The organism is Lacticaseibacillus absianus (assembly GCF_013407595.1).
GTDB lineage: Bacteria > Bacillota > Bacilli > Lactobacillales > Lactobacillaceae > Lacticaseibacillus > Lacticaseibacillus absianus.
On record NZ_JABEKX010000002.1, the window covers coordinates 204,652 to 225,735 of the forward strand.

At 62.2% G+C, this 21,084-nt stretch carries 18 protein-coding genes and 1 tRNA gene; 12 read left to right on the forward strand and 7 right to left on the reverse strand.

Going from position 1 to position 21,084, the window contains the following annotated elements; genetic code table 11:
• Window positions 1-14: 14 nt before the first annotated feature.
• Window positions 15-215, reverse strand: coding sequence for a cold-shock protein (locus tag HII33_RS05965; protein ID WP_179394900.1), 201 nt, complete (start codon window positions 213-215; stop codon window positions 15-17).
• Window positions 216-529: 314 nt separating this feature from the next.
• Here HII33_RS05965 and HII33_RS05970 point away from each other — a divergent pair, with 314 nt between their 5' ends.
• Window positions 530-1,165: a hypothetical protein gene (locus tag HII33_RS05970; RefSeq protein WP_246287336.1), complete on the forward strand. Its 636-nt coding sequence runs from the start codon at window positions 530-532 to the stop codon at window positions 1,163-1,165.
• An 88-nt stretch (window positions 1,166-1,253) separates the two neighbouring features.
• Here the strand turns inward: HII33_RS05970 and HII33_RS05975 are convergent, their stop codons facing one another.
• Window positions 1,254-1,868 carry an ECF transporter S component gene (locus HII33_RS05975; RefSeq protein WP_179394901.1) on the reverse strand — a complete coding sequence of 205 codons (615 nt, stop codon included), beginning with the start codon at window positions 1,866-1,868 and terminating at the stop codon, window positions 1,254-1,256.
• 164 nt (window positions 1,869-2,032) lie between these two features.
• Between HII33_RS05975 and HII33_RS05980 the strand changes: the two genes are divergently transcribed.
• Window positions 2,033-2,117 (forward strand) — tRNA-Leu (locus HII33_RS05980).
• Window positions 2,118-2,462: 345 nt separating this feature from the next.
• On the opposite strand, the gene HII33_RS05985 is transcribed toward HII33_RS05980, so the two are convergent.
• Window positions 2,463-3,287 (reverse strand): hypothetical protein, encoded by an 825-nt coding sequence (locus HII33_RS05985; protein WP_179394902.1) that lies wholly within the window; start codon window positions 3,285-3,287, stop codon window positions 2,463-2,465.
• A 386-nt stretch (window positions 3,288-3,673) separates the two neighbouring features.
• Between HII33_RS05985 and HII33_RS05990 the strand changes: the two genes are divergently transcribed.
• Window positions 3,674-4,126, forward strand: coding sequence for a GNAT family N-acetyltransferase (locus HII33_RS05990; RefSeq protein WP_179394903.1), 453 nt, complete (start codon window positions 3,674-3,676; stop codon window positions 4,124-4,126).
• Here HII33_RS05990 and HII33_RS05995 read toward each other — a convergent pair.
• The gene (locus HII33_RS05995; protein WP_179394904.1) at window positions 4,111-5,073 is read right to left on the reverse strand and encodes a Gfo/Idh/MocA family protein; all 963 of its coding nucleotides are present in this window, start codon (window positions 5,071-5,073) and stop codon (window positions 4,111-4,113) included. The two genes, HII33_RS05990 and HII33_RS05995, sit on opposite strands and share 16 nt — an antisense overlap.
• 101 nt (window positions 5,074-5,174) lie before the next feature.
• Between HII33_RS05995 and HII33_RS06000 the strand changes: the two genes are divergently transcribed.
• From HII33_RS06000 to purB, 7 genes are all read left to right on the forward strand, one after another.
• A complete protein-coding gene (locus tag HII33_RS06000; protein ID WP_179394905.1) occupies window positions 5,175-5,675 on the forward strand; it encodes a hypothetical protein in 501 nt (166 codons plus the stop codon).
• A gap of 16 nt (window positions 5,676-5,691) precedes the next feature.
• Window positions 5,692-6,315, forward strand: a complete 624-nt coding sequence (locus HII33_RS06005) for a glycoside hydrolase family 73 protein (RefSeq protein WP_179394906.1) — start codon at window positions 5,692-5,694, stop codon at window positions 6,313-6,315.
• Window positions 6,316-6,340: 25 nt separating this feature from the next.
• A complete protein-coding gene (locus tag HII33_RS06010) occupies window positions 6,341-7,012 on the forward strand; it encodes a beta/alpha barrel domain-containing protein (RefSeq protein WP_179394907.1) in 672 nt (223 codons plus the stop codon).
• 194 nt (window positions 7,013-7,206) lie between these two features.
• Complete coding sequence (locus HII33_RS06015; RefSeq protein ID WP_179394908.1) at window positions 7,207-7,782, forward strand: xanthine phosphoribosyltransferase; 576 nt, start codon at window positions 7,207-7,209, stop codon at window positions 7,780-7,782.
• 18 nt (window positions 7,783-7,800) lie between these two features.
• Window positions 7,801-9,123, forward strand: coding sequence for a nucleobase:cation symporter-2 family protein (locus tag HII33_RS06020; protein WP_281362244.1), 1,323 nt, complete (start codon window positions 7,801-7,803; stop codon window positions 9,121-9,123).
• Window positions 9,124-9,205: 82 nt separating this feature from the next.
• Window positions 9,206-10,333 carry an ATP-grasp domain-containing protein gene (locus HII33_RS06025; RefSeq protein WP_179394909.1) on the forward strand — a complete coding sequence of 376 codons (1,128 nt, stop codon included), beginning with the start codon at window positions 9,206-9,208 and terminating at the stop codon, window positions 10,331-10,333.
• Window positions 10,334-10,350: 17 nt separating this feature from the next.
• Window positions 10,351-11,649 carry an adenylosuccinate lyase gene (gene purB / locus HII33_RS06030; RefSeq protein WP_179394910.1) on the forward strand — a complete coding sequence of 433 codons (1,299 nt, stop codon included), beginning with the start codon at window positions 10,351-10,353 and terminating at the stop codon, window positions 11,647-11,649.
• A gap of 283 nt (window positions 11,650-11,932) precedes the next feature.
• Here the strand turns inward: purB and HII33_RS06035 are convergent, their stop codons facing one another.
• A complete protein-coding gene (locus HII33_RS06035; protein WP_179394911.1) occupies window positions 11,933-12,805 on the reverse strand; it encodes an ROK family protein in 873 nt (290 codons plus the stop codon).
• Window positions 12,806-12,955: 150 nt separating this feature from the next.
• Here HII33_RS06035 and HII33_RS06040 point away from each other — a divergent pair, with 150 nt between their 5' ends.
• Window positions 12,956-13,723, forward strand: a complete 768-nt coding sequence (locus HII33_RS06040) for an epoxyqueuosine reductase QueH (protein WP_179394912.1) — start codon at window positions 12,956-12,958, stop codon at window positions 13,721-13,723.
• Window positions 13,724-13,736: 13 nt separating this feature from the next.
• Complete coding sequence (pulA, locus tag HII33_RS06045; protein WP_179394913.1) at window positions 13,737-15,584, forward strand: type I pullulanase; 1,848 nt, start codon at window positions 13,737-13,739, stop codon at window positions 15,582-15,584.
• A gap of 55 nt (window positions 15,585-15,639) precedes the next feature.
• Here the strand turns inward: pulA and HII33_RS06050 are convergent, their stop codons facing one another.
• Both HII33_RS06050 and HII33_RS06055 read right to left on the reverse strand, forming a co-directional pair.
• Window positions 15,640-18,402, reverse strand: coding sequence for a cation-translocating P-type ATPase (locus HII33_RS06050; protein WP_179394914.1), 2,763 nt, complete (start codon window positions 18,400-18,402; stop codon window positions 15,640-15,642).
• 1,172 nt (window positions 18,403-19,574) lie between these two features.
• Window positions 19,575-21,002 (reverse strand): aldehyde dehydrogenase family protein, encoded by a 1,428-nt coding sequence (locus HII33_RS06055; RefSeq protein WP_343036834.1) that lies wholly within the window; start codon window positions 21,000-21,002, stop codon window positions 19,575-19,577.
• Window positions 21,003-21,084 lie beyond the last annotated feature (82 nt).

Below are 21,084 nucleotides of genomic sequence, written 5' to 3' on the forward strand. Positions count from 1 at the left end.
TTAATGGCGGGTAATTAGTCCTTGTTGACGTTGACCGCCTGTGGGCCACGATCGCTTTGCTCAACTTCGAAGGTCACTGCTTGGCCTTCTTCAAGCGTCTTGTAGCCTTCACCTTGAATCGCGGAGAAGTGAACGAAGACATCCGAGCCATCCTCGCGGGTGAGGAAGCCGTAGCCTTTTTCTGCGTTGAACCATTTAACTGTGCCGTGTTCCATGAATGAACATCCTCCTTGCGCCTTGGCGCGTTATAATAATAAAGTAGCTTTTTGGGTAGGGGCTTGCGACCGCCAGGCGATCTTGGACGCTAGTCAAAAAGTACTCTTAAATTCTAGCACCATCACTAAAATGGTTCAAGGCAAGCGCCAAAATAACGGTTGTTTGCCGGTCGGGATAGGCTGACTGGTCGCTTTTTATAAAACGATTAGTAATCTGAATGAATGGTGGCGCTTTAATCGGATCGCGACATGTCGGTCTGGTATTTGGTCCCCAAATCGGCTACGATTGAAGAAACAGAAGGGAGCGGGCAACGATGAAGAAACTGATCCTCAGCCTATTGACGCTTGGCCTGTTCCTTACGGGCTGCTCGACGCGCGTGTTCGACCAAAAGGCGCAGCTGCAAGACGCGACCACAACGGTCTTGACCCAAGTGAGCCAGGAGCAGGCGGCGCTGACCACCATCGATCACGCCGCCACGGCCTTCCCGTCGACATTCCAGCAGGCGCACGCCGCTGCCCCGGCTGCCGACTTGGCGACCACCGGGGCAGCGGCCACGTTGATCGCGAAGCGCGAGGCCGCGTTCAAGCGCCTGGAACGGGCCCAAAAGCAGCTTGAGGCCGCGACGACGAAGCTGATCAAGATCAACTCGCAGCAAAATGAGAACCTACCGAGCGCACAGCTGACCAGCGTTTTGGATAGTCTGAAGCTCGCCAAGCTGGACCATAAGACTTTCGACGCTTACTACGCGGAGCTGGCCGCGGCCGAAGGGCAGTTCTTCAAGGCGGTCGCCGCTGCGCCGACCGATCAGTCGGCGGTCGATGCGGCGCTGTCTCGTCTGAACCAGTACGCGAGCTCACTCAGCCAGCAGGCGGAGATCGTGACGGCGAACCTCGAGACCGTCACAGCGCAGGGTAAGCTGCTGAAGCAGGCCGCTGACCACATGAATTAGCGCGGGGCCACACGTCACATGATTGGAATAGTCGGGCATAACTAAGGGGCCGTGACAAAAGTCACGGCCCCTTAGTTATCTGTTCTGGTCACTTGCGGTGGCGCCGCTGCACCTGCAACAAGACGGTGCCGAGGATCGGCGTCACGATCGCAGCCATCGTCGCCTCGGCCAGGGCGTTGATCGCCAAAGCGGCGATCAGGAGCCATCCGAGGTTGCTGGCGTCTGCGCCGGGCACGACCTGAGTCGCGCGGCTGGCGAAGAACAGCCAGGTGAAGGCGATCACCAGGCCGGTGTTGGTCAGCGCACCAGCGATGCCGGCGAAGACCATCTTGAGTGTGGCGCCAGTCCCAGTTCGGTGGCTCCGGGCGATGTGATTGAAGATCAGGGCCGCGACGACGCCGACCATCACCCGAGGCACGATCGCGATCACCGGATTTTGGAACAGCAATAGGGTCATCGGATCCGTCGCACTGGTGTAGGCTTTGATCAGACTGATCAGGCCCCAGAGCAGACCGAGGCCCGCCCCGCCGCGCACGCCGAGGAGCACGCCGCCGAGGATGACGGTCAGGTGGATGGTCGAGATCGCGGGCCAGGCGGGGAAGATGCGGATGTAGCCGATCATCGGGATGTAGGCCTGCAAGATGATCAGCGCACCGAAGATCCCAAGGATGCTGATGGTATACGAAGAACCTTTGCGTGTCATGATACGCCTCCATATTGTCTTGCGCCTATCATACCAAAAACGACCGGCAGGGGGTAGCGTCACCCCTCGACTGAATACAGACTGGGTTTTCTTGCACTTTCGGTGAAAAACCGTTGACTTTAGTCTGCCCGCCTAATATACTATTTCTTGTGCTTATGAGTCATGCGGGCATGGCGGAACTGGTAGACGCGCAAGATTAAGGATCTTGTGGGCATTGCGCCCGTGGAAGTTCGAGTCTTCTTGCCCGCAGCGAAGAACTGCAATAAGCGGTGACAAAGGATCGGCAGAGCTGTTGCTTATGCAACGGATGCCGATCTTTTTTTGTGCGCATCGTCAGCCGGGTGCCGGTACCGGGTCGCGGGGTTTGATCTGCTCAAAGACCGTCCCTGCAAAGCCGCTGAGGCGGCGCAGAGACGGTCTTTGACGCGATGGATCTGGTCGAGGTCGAGTGGGCGACTTAACGGCGATCCGGGTGTGTGCCGATCGGCGTGCAGGCAGCCGGCCACCGCTCGAGGGTGACCGACGGTGGTGCGCTTGAGCGCCCACATCATCACGTTCGGGCCCACATCGTGTGCTGACGATAACGCCTGTCCGTCAGTCCTCCCAGCCGCAAAGCGTGTAGCCCTCGGCTTGAGCCTTTGACAGTGACATTGAGACCACAGCGTTGGCGTTGTTCAGGCCGCGGCAGTGGCGATCGAAGTGATACTTCTTGCCGCTGTTCGGGGCGATGTAGACCGTTCGGCTGACCTGCTGATGAGACGTCGCGGCCGCTGCGGCAGCGCGTCTGGCTGCAGCGGCCCTGGACTGGCTTGCCGCGATGCTCCTTGCGCGTGCCGCTGCGGCGGCCCGGCTAGCGCTGGCGGCCCGGTTGGTGCTAGCGGCCCGCGCGCTGCTGGCCGCCCGACTGGCGCTGGCGGTACGACTCGCCTGCGCAGCTTGGCTTGCCGCCTGTTGGGATGAGGCGACGGCCGCCGACGTGCTAGACGCTGCCTTGCGGCTGGATGAGCGAGTTGACGCCGCTTGGCGAGCGGCGGATGAGGCGGCCTGTTTGGTCGCTTTCTTCGCGGCTTGTTTGGCGCGCTGCCGGCTGGCACTGGCTGCGACTGCGGCTTTTTTCGTCGCCTGTTTGCGGCTCGAGCGGGACGCCGCCTCTTCTTTTGCCGCCGCTTGTTTGGCGCTTGTCGACGCCTGCCGCGATGACGCTAAGGTCGCTTTTTGTTCCAGCGCGGCTTGTCTCGCTGGGTAGTCGGTCGTGTTCAGTAGGGCCCCGCCGAGTAGCATCAGGGCGAACCCGCCAGCGGCAATGAGGCCAGTGACCTTGAACCTAGCCTTTCTCCTGAACGCTTTGATCAGGTGAAAGACGGCATAGCCCATCGCGAGCAAGCCCGCCAAGATGACCAAGGTGGCAAAATTTTCCATAATCGATTCCTCCAAAGGCGCGTTGCGTGACAGAACGGGATCGCGGCGGCACAGGCTTGACGATCAAGACCGGGCCCCGCGGCGCAGAATAATGGCGTGGCACTGCGTTTGATTTATATTTTTACCTCATATCACCTCATCGAAAAGCACATTATATACGTTAAATATAGCATGGGTGATGAGCGATTCAGCGGCAATATCTATAAATAACGGCCAAAATACCGTGATCATCGATTTCGACTCTGGTCGATTGTGGATCAAGGATCGATCTGCGGGCAATAGAATTGATTATAGCGTATGAATGCGCTTTTGGCTTAGCGGTACCGACTGGGCCTCGACGCCGCCTGGTCGCTCTGGTATGATTGCGGCACAAAGGAGTGATCGCGATGAAGATCCAAGTGGTGGCACCAGGCGATCGGCAACGATGGCATGCCCTGCTGCTGATCGGGGACGAAGACCCAGCGATGCTGGCGCGCTATGAGGCGCACGGGACGCTGTGGGGCGGGGTCGATGATGCCGGTCAGCCCGTCGCGGTCGCGTTGGTGTGTCGGACCGGCGACGGGCTGGAACTCAAAAACCTAGCCGTGGCCCCAGATCAACAGGGGCGTGGGCTAGGTTCTGAACTCGTGCAATATATGATCACAGCCTATCGCGGCCAGGCGTCAGCGCTACTGGTCGGAACGGGGGACGCAGAGGACGCCAATCTGCGCTTCTACCAGCGCAACGGGTTCGTGTGTTGTGGCCTGCGGCGTGATTTCTTCAGCCAGTACACGCCAGTGCCGCGCGTCAATGGCCGCCCGCTGCGCGACATGGTGCTGTTGACTCACTCGTTAGGGTAGCGGAAGCCCCAGGCCTCACGTGCGGCGGTCATGATCGCCATCACGTCGCGGGTCCAGGCCAGCGTCGGGTTCTCACCGGTGGTCACGGCCTGGACCATGTCGGCGACCTCGTACGCCATCGCCTGTTCGGTCTGGCCGGCGGCGACGCGCTGGGTGAGCTGATCCGGCGCGGTGAAGGTCGCCTCTTCGCTGCGCGGATACTGGTCGACGGTGAAGTAGCCTTCCTCGTAGGCGACCATCCCGGTCTTGGGCATGCGGGCTTCGAGGTTCAAGGCGACGTTGACCATCTCGTGGTTGGCATTGTTCAGCATCAGCACGCTTTGGCTATCGACACCGGTGTTGGCCGGGGTCCACTGCGTGGCGACCAGTGTGGGGGTCGCGGTCAGGAAGCGGCGGGCAAAACTCAGGGCGTACACGCCGATGTCGAGCATCGCGCCACCGCCGAGCTCTGGCGCAAACAGGCGGCCGTTGGGTTTGCCCTTGGCGTACGAGCCAAAGGTGACACTGATGGTCTTGAGCCGACCGAGGCGGTTGGTCTCGGCAAACTCGGCGAGGGCGGGGTACAGCGGCATGTGGTAGATCGTCTGGGCCTCCATCAAGATCAGGTGGTTGGCCTGGGCCAGCGCGATCAGCTCATCCAGCTGGGCGAGGTTCAGCGTGATCGCTTTTTCGGCCAGGACGTGCTTGCCAGCCGTCAGGGCGGCACGGATGTTCTCGTAGTGGAAGTTGTGCGTGGTCGCAACATACACGATATCGATCGCCGGATCGGCGAACAGCTCGGCGTAAGACGCATAGGCGTGCAGGGCGTGGTACTGTGTGGCAAAGGCCTGCGCACGGGTCGCATCGTGTGCGGCCACGCCGTAAAGGACTTGGTCGGCGGGCAGCGTGGCGGCGAACTGGCTCCCGATGCCGCCGAGGCCGATGATGCCCCAGTTGTAAGTGGTCATGTGAGTTCCTCCTTCAGGTGGTGCAATGAGTGATGACGCTAACTGCTTCCATCGTACCACTTGCGGTGAGCTCTGGTACAATAGAAGAAGAGGTGATCGATATGAATGATCAGACATTGCTTGAATTAGCCGTTCAGACCCTGCAAGCGCGCGACGGCGACGGGCGCGCGGTGCTCGAACACCAACTACACATCCCGATTGCAGCGGTCCTGGCGGGGGATGCCGCGCTGACGGCTGCGCAGCGCAAGCGCCTGCGCTATCTATTCACCGACTACGAGTGGATGCTGGCGCGCAAGCTGGTGGTCCAAAACGAGACGGAACCGGTCGAGCAGGGCCTCGCGTGGCGCTACCAAAACGCCAAGGCGACCATTGCGATGGCCTGGCTCAAGGGGCCGGACGTGACGACGCGCGTGCTGGCGACGGAGCAGCCTAACGGCGTGATCGCCCAGCACTTGCAGATCCGCCGCGAATACGGGGCCCATGAACTGGTCGACTTGCTCGACTTCGTGGTCCCGACCGCGGTGGCCAAGCAGATCCAGACGAAGAAGCTCGACTTGCTCGAATGGGCGGCCGCACAACTGCCGGCGCCAGCGGGCAACTGAAGACGAAGGGGTAGCCATGGCCAAACGCCGCAAAAAACAGTTACCGGTGCTGGTGAGCCTGCTCATCGGGTTCATACTTCTCAGCATCGGCATCGTCAGCGTGCAGACGCTGATGACGCGCCATGAGCTCGCGCAGGAGGCCGAGCGTGCCGCCAGCCAAAGCGTGGCGGCACGTGAGTCGAAGCAGGGGTTCATTCGCCGCCTTGCCCCTTACGCCCAAGTGCTTGACAAGCAGTATCAGGTTCGCGCCAGCATCACGCTGGCTCAGGCGATCCTGGAGTCGGACTGGGGCCAGTCGACGCTAGCGAGCCAGTACCACAACCTGTTTGGGATCAAAGGCAGTAATCCGTCGACGACGAAGCTGCTGGAGACCCAAGAGTATGTCAACGACCAGTGGGTGACCGTCAAGGCGCGGTTTCAGGTCTACGATAGCGACGTCGCCTCGATGAAGGCGCACGCACTGCTGTTCGTCAACGGGACCGACTGGAACAAGGATCAGTACTTGGCCGTGCGCCAGGCGCGCGACTATAAGACCGCGGCGTATGCGCTCAAGGCTGCGGGTTACGCGACCGACCCCGACTACCCCGCCAAGCTGATCCGTGTGATCGAGACCTATGACCTCGCCCAATACGATGGCTGACGGGTGCCCGTCAGAAAGGAGCGTTATGGCCAAACAAGAGATCATGTCCCCGCTGCGCCAAGAGATCGTGCGGGTCCCGACGGCGATGCACGCGGCCCCGGGCCTACGTGTCCTCGGTCGGCGGATCAAGACCCTGATGTTCACAACAGACGTGGCGCTGGTCAAAAACACAGATGCGGACGGCATCATCGCCGTCTACCCGTTCACGCCGCACCCCGCGATTGTGCAGGCGATCTGCCAGGTCGCCGATATCCCGGTGTTCGCCGGGATCGGTGGGGGCCTGACCCAAGGCCGGCGAGCCGCGGACATCGGCCTCTTGGCGGAAGCATTCGGGGCCATCGCGATGGTTGTCAATGCGCCGACGCCGCTAGACACCGTGCGCCAGATCCGTGCGGCGATCGACTCGCCGCTGGTGCTGAGCGTCGTGTCGGTCAACCAACCGGTCGCGCCGTTCTTAGCCGCCGGCGTGAACATGGTGAACGTGTCGGGTGGGCGCGACACGGCGGCGATCGTCGCCCGCCTGCGCCACGCCCACCCGACACTGCCGATCATCGCGACCGGTGGGCCGACCGACGAGACAATCGCGGCGACCCTGGCGGCAGGAGCACAGGTGCTGACCTACACCCCGCCGAGCAACGGTGAGCTCTTCCGGCGCAAGATGGACAAATACCGCGCCGAGATGCAGGAACGTGCCTAAAACCCGAATGATCGGGTTTTATTTTTTTACGGGGAAAATCCGCAGATGCCGGTGCTTATCAAGATTTCACCGTTTTTTCATGCCCAGAACATGTTGACGAAAAGCCACACGTTTTTAGGGAATCGCGTTGTCTGAGTGCGTAAATTGTGGTAGAATTTGTAAAATTTAACTCTCAATAAAGGATGTGCTTACTGGTGAAATTACTGGAAGACCGGATCAAACAGGACGGTCAAGTGTTAGGCGAAGACGTGTTGAAGGTCGATAACTTCCTGAACCATCAGATCGATCCAGACCTGATGACGGCGCTTGGGGCGGAGTTCTACGCCCGCTTCAAGGACACGAAGATCACGAAGATCCTGACGGTCGAAAGTTCTGGGATCGCACCAGCGCTGGCGGCGGGCATGCAGTTCCACGTGCCGGTCGTATTCGCACGTAAGCACAAGTCGCTGACGCTGAAAGACGACCTGTACACCGCGGAAGTCTACTCCTTCACCAAGAAGACGGCCAACATGATCGCCATCGCCGAGAAGTTCCTCGGCCCGGACGACACGGTGCTGATCATCGACGACTTCCTGGCGAACGGGCAGGCGGTCGAGGGGCTGATCGACATCATCGGGCAGGCCGACGCGACGCTGGCCGGGGTCGGGATCGTGATCGAGAAGACCTTCCAGAAGGGCCGCAAGCTGCTTGACGAGCGTGGCATCCACGTGGAATCGCTCGCGCGCATCGAGGCATTTGCCGACGGCGCTGTCGTGTTCGCCCAAGACTAGCACTCAAGGAGGGTCATCTTGACTAAACAACCAGATATTTCTGCCCCAAAAGCCGCCGTGCTGGGGCTTCAACACCTGCTGGCCATGTACTCCGGGTCGGTGCTCGTGCCGATCCTGATCGGCGCGTCGCTGCACTTCAACAGCGCCCAGATGACCTACCTCGTGTCCATCGACATCTTCATGTGTGGGATCGCAACGGCCCTGCAAGTTTTCGCGAACCGCTTCTTCGGGATCGGGCTGCCGGTAGTGCTCGGGTGCGCCGTGCAGGCGGTCGCCCCGCTGATCATGATCGGGCAGAAGTTCGATCCCCAGACGATGTACGGGGCGATCATCGCGGCCGGGGCGTTCGTCTTCTTGATCTCCGGCGTCTTCGCGAAGCTGCGACGCTTTTTCCCGCCGCTGGTCACCGGCACGCTGATCACCGTGATCGGGCTCTCCCTGATCCCGGTCGCGTTCCAGAACCTCGGCGGTGGCGACACGACGGCCAAGTCCTTCGGGAGCATGGCGAATCTGGCGGTCGGCGCTTTCACCGTGCTCTTGATCCTAGCGTTCAACGTCTGGGGCCGGGGCTTCGTCCGCTCGATCGCGATCCTGATCGGGCTGATCGGTGGCACGGTGCTGGCCGGGGCCTTGGGCATGGTCAGCTTCGCCCCGGTGGCTGAGGCGAGCTGGTTCCACGTGCCAACGCCGTTTTACTTCGGCACGCCACACTTCGAGTGGAGCTCGATCGTCACGATGATCCTGATCTCCCTGGTCTCGATGGTCGAATCCACCGGCGTGTTCTTCGCCCTGGGGGACGTCGTCGGGCGCCGCATCGAGCAGGATGACCTTCGCCGCGGCTACCGCGCCGAAGGGCTGGCCGTGCTGCTCGGTGGGGTGTTCAACACCTTCCCGTACACGACCTTCTCCCAAAACGTCGGGCTGGTCCAGCTCTCGGGCATCAAGACCCGCAAGCCGGTGATCTTCTCGGCGGCCTTCCTCGTGCTCTTGGGCCTGTTGCCGAAGGTCGGGGCACTGGCGACGATCATCCCGGATCCAGTCCTGGGGGGCGCGATGCTGGTGATGTTCGGCATGGTCGCCGTGCAGGGGATCCGCATGCTGCAGCAGGTGGACTTCCATAATGACAAAAACCTGCTGGTCGCGGCGATCTCCATCGGCCTCGGCCTCGGGGTCACCGTGCAGCCCGACATCGTGCAGTTTTTGCCCAAAACGGCGCAGTTGCTCTTCTCGTCGGGGATTCTGATGGCCTCCATCAGCGCGGTGGGGCTGAACCTGCTGTTCAACTCCAAGCAGCAACAGCCAGAGTTGGAGATCAAAGACGGGCTGAATGAACGCGATTGACCCGTTGCCTACCCATTTTGCCCGTATCTAGGTACAATAGAGGCAATACTGGTCGCGTCGCGCGACCATCGGAGGCAAGGCAATGACAGAATTTATTCGGCCCGGGGCAGTCCTGGGGATCGTCGGTGGGGGCATCTTGGCGTTTCGACTCGTCGAGGTGGCCAAGCAGCTGGGGTGCAACACCGTGGTGCTAGCGCCTGACGAAGGCGATATCGCACTCGACGCCGCGGACATGGCGTTGGTCGGGGCGGCGCATGACCCGGCCGCGCTCGCGCGGTTGGCAGAGGTCGCCACCGTGATCACCTACATGGATGAGAACGTGGACGCCGCGGCGTTGGCGACGCTGACCACCGCGCGTCAGTTGCCGTCGGGGGTCGATATTTTGTCGGTCACGCAGGATCGCTACCTCGAGAAGGTCTTCCTGGATGACTTGAACATGAACATTTTGCCGTATGCGCAGGTGGTCACACCCAGCGACATCACCAAGGCGATCGAGTCCGTCGGCTTCCCGGCGATCCTCAAGCCGATCCAAAAAGGCGTCGGGGTCGGCTCCCAGCTGCTCCTGAGGCAGCCCGCCGACGTCGAGCGGGCGGCTAACTTGCTCGCCGCGCGGCCCTATGTGCTGGAGGCGTGGCTGGACCACCCGACAGAATACGCCGTGACGGTGGCCAAAAGCGACACGACGATCCGCGTGATGCCGGTGGTGCAGACCGTGTTTGCGGCGCATGCGCTACAGGCATCGGTGGTGCCAGCCAGCGGCGGGCGCGCGGTGATCGAAGAGATCGCGCGCGTCGCGCGCGTGATCGCCGAGCACCTCGATTACACCGGCGTGTTCGGGATCGAGTTCTTCATGACCGCGTCACTCACACTGTACGTCAAGCGCGTGTTCCCGGGGCCGCAGCTCAACGGGCACGTCCTGCTGCCGACCACCGGCACCTCGACCTACGAGATGCACCTGCGCGCGCTACTGGGGTGGCCGCTCCCCAATGTCACGTTGGTCCGCCCGGGCGTTTTGCTCCCGCTGCGCGCCGATGACCGCGCGGCGGCCCTGACCCAGCTTCAGATCAAACCGGACTGGCAGTTCCAATTCTATCCGGCCAACGCGCCGCTGATCGGGCAAGTGACGATCTTCGGGGCGGCGGCCAGCGTGCGCCAAGCGCTGGCGGCGACCGACCATTTTCACCTTGAGATGACTGAGACGTTGAACTGATAAGGAGGAATTTTCGCATGATCGACCGTTACAGCCGCCCCGCGATGGCCGCGGTGTGGACCGAAGAGAACCGGTATAAGGCGTGGCTTGAAGTCGAGATCCTGGCGGCAGAGGCCTGGTCGACGTTAGGGGAGATCCCTGAAGCGGACGTCAAGCAGCTACGCGCCAACGCGCGCTTCACCGTCGACCGCATCCACGAGATCGAAGCGGTGACCCGCCACGATGTGGTCGCCTTCACGCGGACCGTTTCCGAGTCGCTGGGTGACGAGAAGAAGTGGGTCCACTTCGGCCTCACCAGCACCGACGTCGTCGACACCGCGCAGGGGTACGTCTTGAAGCAGGCCAACGCGATCCTGCGGCAGGACTTGCAGGCGCTGCTGGACGCGCTGGCGACGTTGGCCAAGGCTTACAAGCACACCCCGATGATGGGGCGTACCCACGGCGTGCACGCCGAGCCGACGACCTTCGGGCTGGTCGTGGCGACGTGGTACTCCGAGATGAAGCGGAATCTGGCGCGCTTCGAAGAGGCCGCAGACGAAGTCGAAGCCGGCAAGATCTCCGGTGCGGTCGGCACCTTCGCCAACACGTCGCCGGCAGTCGAAGCCTATGTGACCGCGCACCTGGGCATTCGCGCCCAGGAGATCTCCACCCAGATCCTGCCGCGTGACCTGCACGCGCGCTACATTCAGACGCTTGGGCTGATCGCCACGTCTGTCGAGCGCTTCGCGACTCAGGTCCGCCACATGCAGCGCACCGAGGTCCACGAGGTCGAAGAGCATTTTAACGCCGGCCAAAAAGGCTCCAGCGCCATGCCGCACAAGCGCAACCCGATCGGTTCCGAGAACGTCTCGGGGCTGGCGCGGATCGTGCGCGGCTACAGCGTCCCGGCGCTTGAAGACGTCAACCTCTGGCACGAGCGCGACATCTCGCACTCCAGCGCGGAGCGCATGATGTTGCCGGATGCGACCGGGCTGCTCGATTACATCCTGCACCGCTTCACCACGATCGTCGCGAACCTCGACGTATTCCCGGACGCGATGATCGTCAACATGAACAAGACCCATGGCCTGATCTTCAGCCAGCGCGTGATGCTGAAGCTGATCGAGACCGGCCTGAGTCGTGAAGCGGCTTACGACCTGGTCCAGCCGAAGACCGCCCAGGCTTGGGATGAGCACCGCGACTTTCGCGCCTTGCTCGAAGCCGATCCGGCCGTCACTGACCGGCTCGACCAGGCGGCGCTGGACGATGCGTTCGACTACCACTACCACCTCAGTCATGTCGACGAGGTCTTCGACCGCATCGGCTTAGGGGACTGACACACAACGAAGACCGCCCGCGACCTGTAATTGGGTCGCGGGCGGTTTTGTGTGTGTTGAGCCATGCTTCCGCCGAGACGGGTGCGGCGTCACACGCACGAACGGAGTTGTGACGTAACCCTTGGTGGCACGACTATTCCAGAACGTTACGTGCCATAACGCAACGCCCTAGCCGTATAAGCGCGATCCCCTGTAAAACCTAAGTTCGGGTTTTACAGGGGATCGCGCTTATACTCTGGGCTAAAACCGCGTTATGGCACAGCCCCGTTTGTGCGAGCCGTGATCAGGCGAGTAGCGCAGCGGCCATGGCGAAGTCGCCGACAGTCGCGGAGCCGTTGTTCGGGACGCCGGACAAGACGATCAGGTCGTTCAGATCGCCGGGGTCGACATAGCCTTGGTTCAGTTGCTCGAAGTAGTGGCGCACCTTCGGCAGCTCGGCTTCGCTCAACACGGAGCCGCCAAAGACGATCTTCTCCGGGGCCAAGTTGAGGTAGGTGTTGTAGGCGAGCTGGGCGGCGTAGTAACTGATATAGTCGAACACGGGCTCGTCACGCGATAGGGTCTCGCCAGGCTGGCCAGTCCGCGCCTCGATCGACGGCCCTGCGGCCATGCCCTCGAAGCAGCGGTTGCCGTGGAACGGGCAGACGCCTTCGAAGTGGTCGTCTGGGTGCGGCAACACGACGGTGTGGCCCATCTCGGCATGCGCGCGGCCGCCGATGAAGTGGCCGTCTTGGATCGCACCGCCACCGATACCGGTGCCGATCGTGAAGTACACCAGCGAGTGCGCGTCTTTGCCGGCGCCGACGCTGTATTCCCCGTAGGCTGAAGCGTTCACGTCAGTCGTGAACGCGATCGGGACATGCAGTGCTTCGGTCAGCGTACCGACGATGTCGGCCCCTTCCCAGCCGGGCTTAGGAGTCTTGAGCACGTGGCCGTAGTCTTCGGCGCCTTGGCGAATGCCGATCGGGCCGAAGCTCCCGATCCCAAGCGCTTCCACCGGGTTGGCGTTGAAAAAGTCGATGCATGCCCCCAGCGATTCCGCCGGGGTCGTGGTCGGGATCCGCTCAGACGCCAAAATCTTAAAGTTTTCATCTGCGACTGCCAGCACGAACTTGGTGCCACCAGCCTCGATACTGCCGAGACGAGTCATCGTCATCACCTTCGCTTCCATATAGGTTGAATCCGCTTACCATTCTATCACTTTATGGTCGGGGCCTCACCCCCAAAATCGGCGGCTGCGCCTGTTGATTTTTGCGCGGTCGTTCGGCTTCGTCTATACTGAACGTAATGAAGTTGGAGGTGCACGATGCTGGAATATGAGGAGATCGCCAACCAGTTCGAAAAAGGCCAGAAGATCAACTACGACTTGATCTTGCAGCGGGTGATCCGCGACTGGCAGCAGGCGGCCAAGCGCCCGAAGATCCTGATGCACAGCTGCTGTGCGCCGTGCTCGACGTACACGCTGGAGTACCTCACGCAGTTCGCGGCGGTCACGGTGTATTACGACAATCCCAACATCCACCCGCGGATGGAATATGAGCGGCGGCGACTGGTGCAGGAACGGTTCATCTTGGACTTCAACCGCAACACCGGCAACCACGTGCAGTTCCTTGCGGCGCCGTACACGCCGAGCGACTGGCTCGCCGTGACGAAGCACCTCAAGGACGAACCGGAAGGCGGCGCGCGCTGCCGTATCTGCTATAACTACCGACTGGACCGCGTTGCCGCCAAGGCTCAAGCGCTGGGGTTCGACTACTTCGGCAGTGCGCTGACGATCAGTCCAAGCAAGAACTCGGCGGTGATCAACGAACTCGGCTTGGAGGTCCAACACCTCTACGACGTCGCGTACCTGCCAAGCGATTTTAAAAAACGCGGCGGCTACGCGCGCAGCGTGGCGATGTGCAAAGAGTATGACGTCTATCGTCAGTGTTACTGCGGCTGCCTGTTTGCCGCCAAGCAGCAGGGGATCGACCTCGCGCAGGTCAACCGCGACGCGATGGCGTATGTCCAGGCGCACCGTGACGACGATTTCGCCGCGATCCAATTCAACATCGCCGCGCGGCCAGAGGTGTGAGGTGACAGGCGCGATGATGCACGTCGTGGACGCCGACTGGGCCTTTGATGGCTGGCTCGGAGTCCGCTACGCGCCACAGCAGACGCTGTTTCGCCTCTGGGCGCCGACGGCCACGGCAGTGACGATGGTGATCTACGCCGACGCGACGCCCACCGCGCCGCGTGTGCGTGCCATCGCGCTCACTCGTGGGGTCCGCGGGGTCTGGACGTTGGCGCTACCGGGGGACCAGGATCAGCTGGTCTACACGTACCGGTTGCGCTTCGGTGACGGTGCGACGAACGAGACGATCGACCCCTACGCGACGGCGGCGACGCTCAACGGCGGCCGTGGGGTCGTGCTGGCCCCTGATCAGGTCCGCCCGGCGGTCTGGGGCCCGCGGTTGCCCCCATTCGGCTCGGCGACTGATGCGGTGATCACAGAGGTCAGCATCCGCGACCTGACCGCCAGCCCGACCAGTGGGGTGCGCCACCGTGGCCAGTACCTTGGGCTGACCGAGGCGGGCACACATACGGCTGCCGGGACCCCGACCGGCTTGGATGCGCTGGTGGCCAGCGGCGCGACCCATGTCCAGCTGATGCCGTTTTTTGACTTCGGCTCTGTCGATGAGGCGCACCCGCAGGCCAGCTACAACTGGGGGTACGATCCGGTCAATGTGAACGTGCCGGAGGGGAGTTTCGCCTCCGATCCCGCGACGCCGAGAATCAGGCTGCTGGAGGCCAAGCAGATGATCCAGGCGCTGCACCAGCGGGGGTTGCGGGTGATCATGGATGTGGTCTACAACCACGTCTATGACCCGACGACCAGTCCACTGGCGCTGACCGTGCCGGGGTATTTTTTCCGTTACAACGCCGACGGGACACTGGCCGACGGGACTGGCGTCGGCAACGATCTGGCCTCTGAACGCGCGATGGCGCGCAAGTACATCGTGGACTCGGTGGTGTACTGGGCGCGTGAGTATCAGCTCGACGGCTTTCGCTTCGACCTGATGGGGGTGCTGGACGTCGAGACGATGCAAGCCGTGCAAGCCGCACTGGCCACTGTTGCGCCGGGTCTGTTGCTGCTCGGGGAGGGGTGGGACTTGAACACGCCGCTGCCGGCGGGGCACAAGGCGACTCAGACGAATGCCGCGAAGTTGCCGGGGATCGCATTTTTCAACGACGGGGTGCGTGACGCGGTCAAGGGTAGCGTCTTCGACCCGGCGGTCCCGGGCTTCGTCAACGGCGATGGCAGCAAGGCCGCCGCGGTCGCCGCGGGGCTGCTCGGCGCGGGGGCCCCGTATGTTGCACCGACGCAGGTCGTGCAGTACGTCGAGGCGCATGATAACCTGACGCTGGCGGACAAGCTGGCCGCGACGGCACCGGATGAACCAGAGGCACAGCGCGTGCGGCGCGTCGAGCTGGCCAACGCGATCATCGCGCTGAGCCAGGGGCTTCCGTTCTTCCAGTTCGGCCAGGGGTTCCTGCGCAGCAAAGGCGGCGCGGCCAACTCCTATGCGGCTGGCGATGCGGTCAATGCGATCGACTGGACGCTGGCGGATCGTTACCGGGCCAGCCAGCAGGCGCTACAAGCGCTCCTGGCCTTGCGGCGGCGAGAACCTGCCCTCCGTCAGACCAGTTACGCGCGCCTGGCCGCATCCAGCCGGGTGCTACAGGCGGCGCAAGGCGTGGTGGTGGTTCAAGTCGACTCGTTGGTGCTGGGGCTCAACGCGACAGATGAAGCGGTGACGGTCGCCGTGCCGGCGGGCGACTACCTGACGCTGGTCGATGGGGCCGGTGTCCACGCTACCCCGGTGCCGCTCGCGAGTGATGGTCGCGCGCTGATCGACGCACTGGCGCCGTTGGTCCTGAAACAGCTGACGTAACAAACAGGCCACCAGGCCCCGATCAGGGGCCTGGTGGCCTGTTGCGGTTGCCGCTTCAGTGCCGGTGCCTGCGGACCAGCGCCTTGCGCACTTCTTCGATCAGAAACAGCGGTAGCGGGATCGCGCAGAGAACCAGCCAGTCCCCACCAGTCAGCGGGGTCGTGTTGAACAGCGTCTGCAGCCCCGGCGTCACGGTCAGCACGTAGAACAAGGCGACTTCAAAGGCGATGCCGAGCCAGACCCGGTGGTTGCTGAACACGCCAGTGCGCAGGACCGAGGCCACCTTGGTGCGGCAGTTCAAGGCATTGGCGATCTGGGAGAACACGATCGCGCCGAGCACCATGGTCGTCGCACGGGCGTAAGTGGTCCCGCTGGCAGCCAAGGCTTGGCTCGGCCAGCCGGCCTGCCAGTTGACGAAAAAGTAGGCGCCGGTCGCGATCACGCTGGCGATCAGACCGTACCACGCGAACGCCTTCCAGATCACGGCGCGGCTCATGAGGTGCGCAGACTTCGCGCGCGGCGGTTGCTGCATGATGCCAGGCTCCGCTTTTTCGGCGCCGAGGCCCAGCGCCGGGAGCATGTCGGTGCCCAGGTCCACCGTCAGGATCTGCATCACGGTCATCGGTAGCGGGATCAGCCCGCGCGAGAAGAGGAACAGCACCGACGGGATCGCTTCGGGGACGTTGCTGGTCAGGATGTAGGTCAAAAACTTCTGGAGGTTGCTGTAAACGGTGCGGCCTTCCTCGATCGCCGCGACGATCGAGGCGAAGTTGTCATCGGTCAGGATCATGTCCGCGGCGTCCTTGGCCACATCAGTGCCGGTCACGCCCATTGCCACGCCGATGTCTGCTTTTTTGAGTGCCGGCGCGTCGTTCACACCGTCACCGGTGGAGGCAACGATCTCACCATTTTTCTGCAGGGTCGAGACGATCTTGTACTTCTGTTCTGGCGCGACGCGGGCGAAGATGATCTCGCCGCGTAGCGCGTCTTGAAGCTCGGTTTCGCTCATCGCGTCCAGCTCGCTACCGGTCACGACCCGCGCTTGGTCGGAGGTCAGGCCGATCTTGACGGCGATGGACTTGGCAGTCAGCGTTGAGTCGCCGGTGACCATGATGATCTTGATGTTGGCGGCATGGCACTTCGCCACGGCGTCGTAGATCTCGGGGCGCGGGGGATCGGCCATCACCGTCAACCCGACGAAGGTCAGGTGCGCCTCGGTGTCGGCGATCGTCATCGCGTCCAGCTGCGCGGCTTGGTCAGGCGCGGCCGGTAGCTCACGGTAGGCCACGGCGAGGCTGCGCAGACCGAGCTTGGCGTAGTGTGCGTTGGCCGCGTTGATTGCGCGCCGATCGTCTTCCGTCAGTGGCCGTGCATGCCCGTCGACTTGGATCGTCTCGCACTGCGGCAGCGTGTCGGACAGCGAGCCCTTGACGCAGACACTCAGCGTCTTGGCGTCGTGTTGGTGGATGGTACACATGCGCTTGCGCTCGGAATCGAAGGGAAACTCACGCAACCGTGGCGTTTTGGCTGCCAGTTCGGCCAGCGGGAAGCCCGCTTTTTGCGCCAAGATCACCAGTGCGGCTTCCGTCGGTGTCCCGAGGAGCTCGGGCTTGCCCGTTTCGGTGGTCTCGACGGTTGTGTCATTGTTCAGCGCGACGACCCGGATCAGGGTCGCAAGGTCGGGGTCGGCGTCCCAGGCCAGAGGCTGATCCCCGCGCTGGACGTGGCCGTTGTTGACGTAGCCGCGTCCGGTCACGGTGAAGGTCTGCGCACGGGTCCAGACGGCCTCGACCGTCATCTGGTTCTGGGTCAGGGTGCCGGTCTTATCCGAGCAGATCACGGTGGTCTCCCCGAGCGTCTCGACCGAATTGAGGTCCTTGACCAGTGCGTGCTTCTTGGCCATGCGCTGGACGCCTTGCGCGAGACTTAGCGTAACGGTCGGCAACAGGCCTTCGGGGATGAAGGCGACGATCATCCCGAGGGCAAAAATAAAGGCTTTGGCCGCGGGGTAGTGGACAAAGAAGATCGCCGCCAGGAAAAACGCGGCGCCGATCGCGATGGCGATCAGTGAGATCTGCTTGGTCAGGCGATTCAACTCGCGCGTCAGCGGGCTATCGCGCTTCGTCTGGTTCTGGGTCAGCGCTGCGATTTTGCCGAATTCGGTGTACATCCCGGTCGCATAGCAGACCGCCTTGCCGGTCCCTGCGCCCACTGTCGTGCCGGCGTACAGCAGGTTAGACTCGGCGAATTCACCTTCACCAGGGGCGAAGGTGACCGTCTTAGATTCCGGCACCGACTCACCTGTCAGTGCGCTTTGGTCGACCTGCATCGCCGTCGCTTCGAGCAGGCGTGCATCGACGGGGATCGCGTTACCGGCTTGAAGGGTAAAAATGTCACCCGGGACCAGTTCCGTTGCGTCACGTTGCTGCAGGTGGCCATCGCGCAAGACCTGCACGTAGGTCGGCAGCATCGCCATCAGGGAGTCGGTGGCTTTTTGCGCTGCCCGCTCTTGCCAGTAGCTGAACAGGCCGTTGATCACATTGACCAACCAGATCGCGGCCCCCAACTCTGGCGTGCCAGACAGCATGGCGATCGCGCCGGAGACCCACAGCAGGATTGCCATCAAGCTGCCGAAGTTCTTGAGGAAGACGATCAGTTGGGCGCGCTGCTTGGCGTGGGTGATCGTGTTGTGCCCAAAGCGCGCGAGCCGCGCTTTGGCTTCCGTCTCGCTCAGCCCCGTCGCAGGGCTGTTCAGTGCGTGCAGGACTGCTTCTGGCGAGGCCTGGCTGAATTGCGTGCGTTTATCTGTTGTTGACATCGTGGTCTGTCCTTTCATCGCGCGCCGATTGGGGTACGTGGGACGTGGTGAACACGCTCTTTACCCTTATTCTAGCGCTTTGAAGGGGCCGGAACACATTCTTTTGATTGAATGTTTACAGACGGATAACGTGATCGGAATGAAAAAAATAGGCCTCACCAGTGATGCGAGGTCTAATTAAGATGCAATTAATATTCAATATAAATGATTCAGTACACCAGGTTGATCAATTGATGGGGACGACATCTTGTGCGCCACGCGGCCAACTATGCCAGACGCCGCGGCCCCAGGAGCGGGCTAAGGCGGCCCAACGCAAGGCCACGCCCGGGGGATGCGCACAATATTGCGGCTTTGGGCTGACGTTGGGCGGGGACTCACCAACGGTTGGGTGCTTGCTGACTGCTTCCCGATTGCCGTCGAGCTCTGCAAGGCCAACGCGGGCGCGTCTTGCTTCCGTTCGGCTTCGCCTCACGCCGCAGGACACATGAAGCATCGCTGCATGTGTCAGCTACGCCGGACACCTTGGACCCAGAAGCGGTCCAAGGCGCCCGGCTAGGCTAGCCGTCCCGCTAAGGGCGGCCTTGCGCCGCTCTGGTTTCGTCGAGCTCCGCGGAGACAACGGGCGAGCATCTTGCTACGCCAAGCACGCCGACCCCAAGACCAGGGGTCAACGCGCTTGGCTAGGCAATCTGTCGCCCTAAGTTCGCCTCCGCTGCGCTCTGGTTTTCAGACACACCAAAGCCGCCCTCAGGGCACCTGAGGACGCCTTTGGCTGACTACCGCGGCTGCCCCGCGGGGGCGCCCGGCCGGGGGTGAACGGTCTGCCATCGACCGGCCGGGTGGTGACGCGGTCAGTCTGCGTCACCGTCTTGATTGTCCCGCCAGATTCAGACCGTCTGGCGTGGCAGCGTGCAGTTGCACCGATCACCACCGTCTTGCCTTGTGCCCGGTGGTGTCATCCGACTTAGACCAGCTAACGTGAGCATACTCATCACGCCTCACCGTATCGATACTCCGGGCCTAGCCTACTGAGGAAGCAATATCCCCTGGATGATTTCGGCTACCCGTCGGTGAACGACCGCGTTGCGCTGACGCGATCACCAGGCGAGCTCCCCTTGGATTACCTGCAGTCTACTGCGGGCCCGTGGGTTTGGCAAACAAAACGACTCGTGTCACTTGGCGTGGATCAGGTCACGGAGTTCGCCGATCAAGTCGTTGGGGTGGCGGGTCGCCTGGGCAACGGTCTTGATGTTCAGCAAGTCCATATCGGTCAGGTTGTGTGAGATCGAGTTCTTCCCGTACGAGCCGGTCCCCAGTGTTAGCGAGGGGGTGAGCTGGTTGAACAGTCCGCCGATCCCGCCGAGCGACCCCGGTGTGTTGACCAGGACACGGCACGCGGGCATTGCTTCGCCGAACGCCGTGGCGATCGTTGGGTCTTGGGTGTGGATGACCGCGGTGTGGCCGAGGCCACCGTAGTCCAGCAGGGCGCGGCACAGTGCAAACGCGCTGGCCTGGTCATTGGCGAGGTAGAGGGATAATACGGGGCAGAGTTTTTCGCCAGAGAGGAGAAAATGCGGGCCGATGCCGTCGAGCTTGGCGATCAGGAGTTTCGTGCCAGCAGGGACAGTCAGTCCAGCCAGACGGGCGATCTTCTCTGCGCTTTGACCAGCGATCGGACCACGCACGGTCCGACGCGCTGGGTCGATCACGGCCGCCGTCAGTTGCGCGACTTGCGTGTCTGGAACGAAATACGCCCCGCGGGCCGTCAGTGCCGCCTTCAGCTCAGGATAGATCGCGCGGTCGACGACGATGCTGTTCTCAGACGCGCAGATCATCGAGTTGTCGAAGCTCTTACTCAATAGGAGGTCGTTAGCCGTCGCCTCTAGGTCGGCAGAGCGCTCGATGTAAGCGGGTGCGTTGCCAGGACCAACACCCAGTGCAGGTTTACCGGTCGAGTAGGCGGCCTTGACCATACCAGGGCCGCCGGTCGCCAGCACTAAGGCGACTTGATCGTGGTTCATCAAGGCGTTAGACGCCTCAAGGCTCGGGTGGGCGATGCACTGGATCAGCCCAGCCGGGGCACCAGCCTTGGTCGCCGCTTCGGCCAGCAAGTGGACGGTGGCCGCCCCACACTGTTGCGCCTGCGGGTGGAGGCCGAAGATGATCGCGTTACGTGTCTTGAGTGACAGCAGCGCCTTGAAGATCACCGTGGACGTCGGATTGGTGACCGGGGTGATCCCGGCGAGGATACCGAGGGGCTCGGCGTATTGTTGCAGGCCCTGAGCGGGGTCGTCGTGGATCAAGCCGACAGTCCGGTCGTCTTTGATCGCGTTCCAGATGTACTGGCTGGCGTAGATGTTCTTGATCGCCTTGTCTTCGGCGACACCGCGCCCGGTTTCCTTCCACGCCAAGAAGGCGAGGTCCTTGGCGTGCTGGCGGGCGACAGTGACGACTGCGGCGCACACAGCGTCGACTTGGGCCTGGGTGAAGGATTGGTACGCATTGAAGGCGAGCTGGGCGGACGCCACCAGTTGATCGACGGCGTGCGTCGCGTCTGGGCCTGGGGTGGGTTGTGGGTGAATTGCGGTGATCGTGGTCACGATAAGCATCTCCTAATCTTGATTTCAGGACCATCTTAGCGAGCGGTGACGTGGTTGTAAACCCAATGAAAACTTGCTGTAA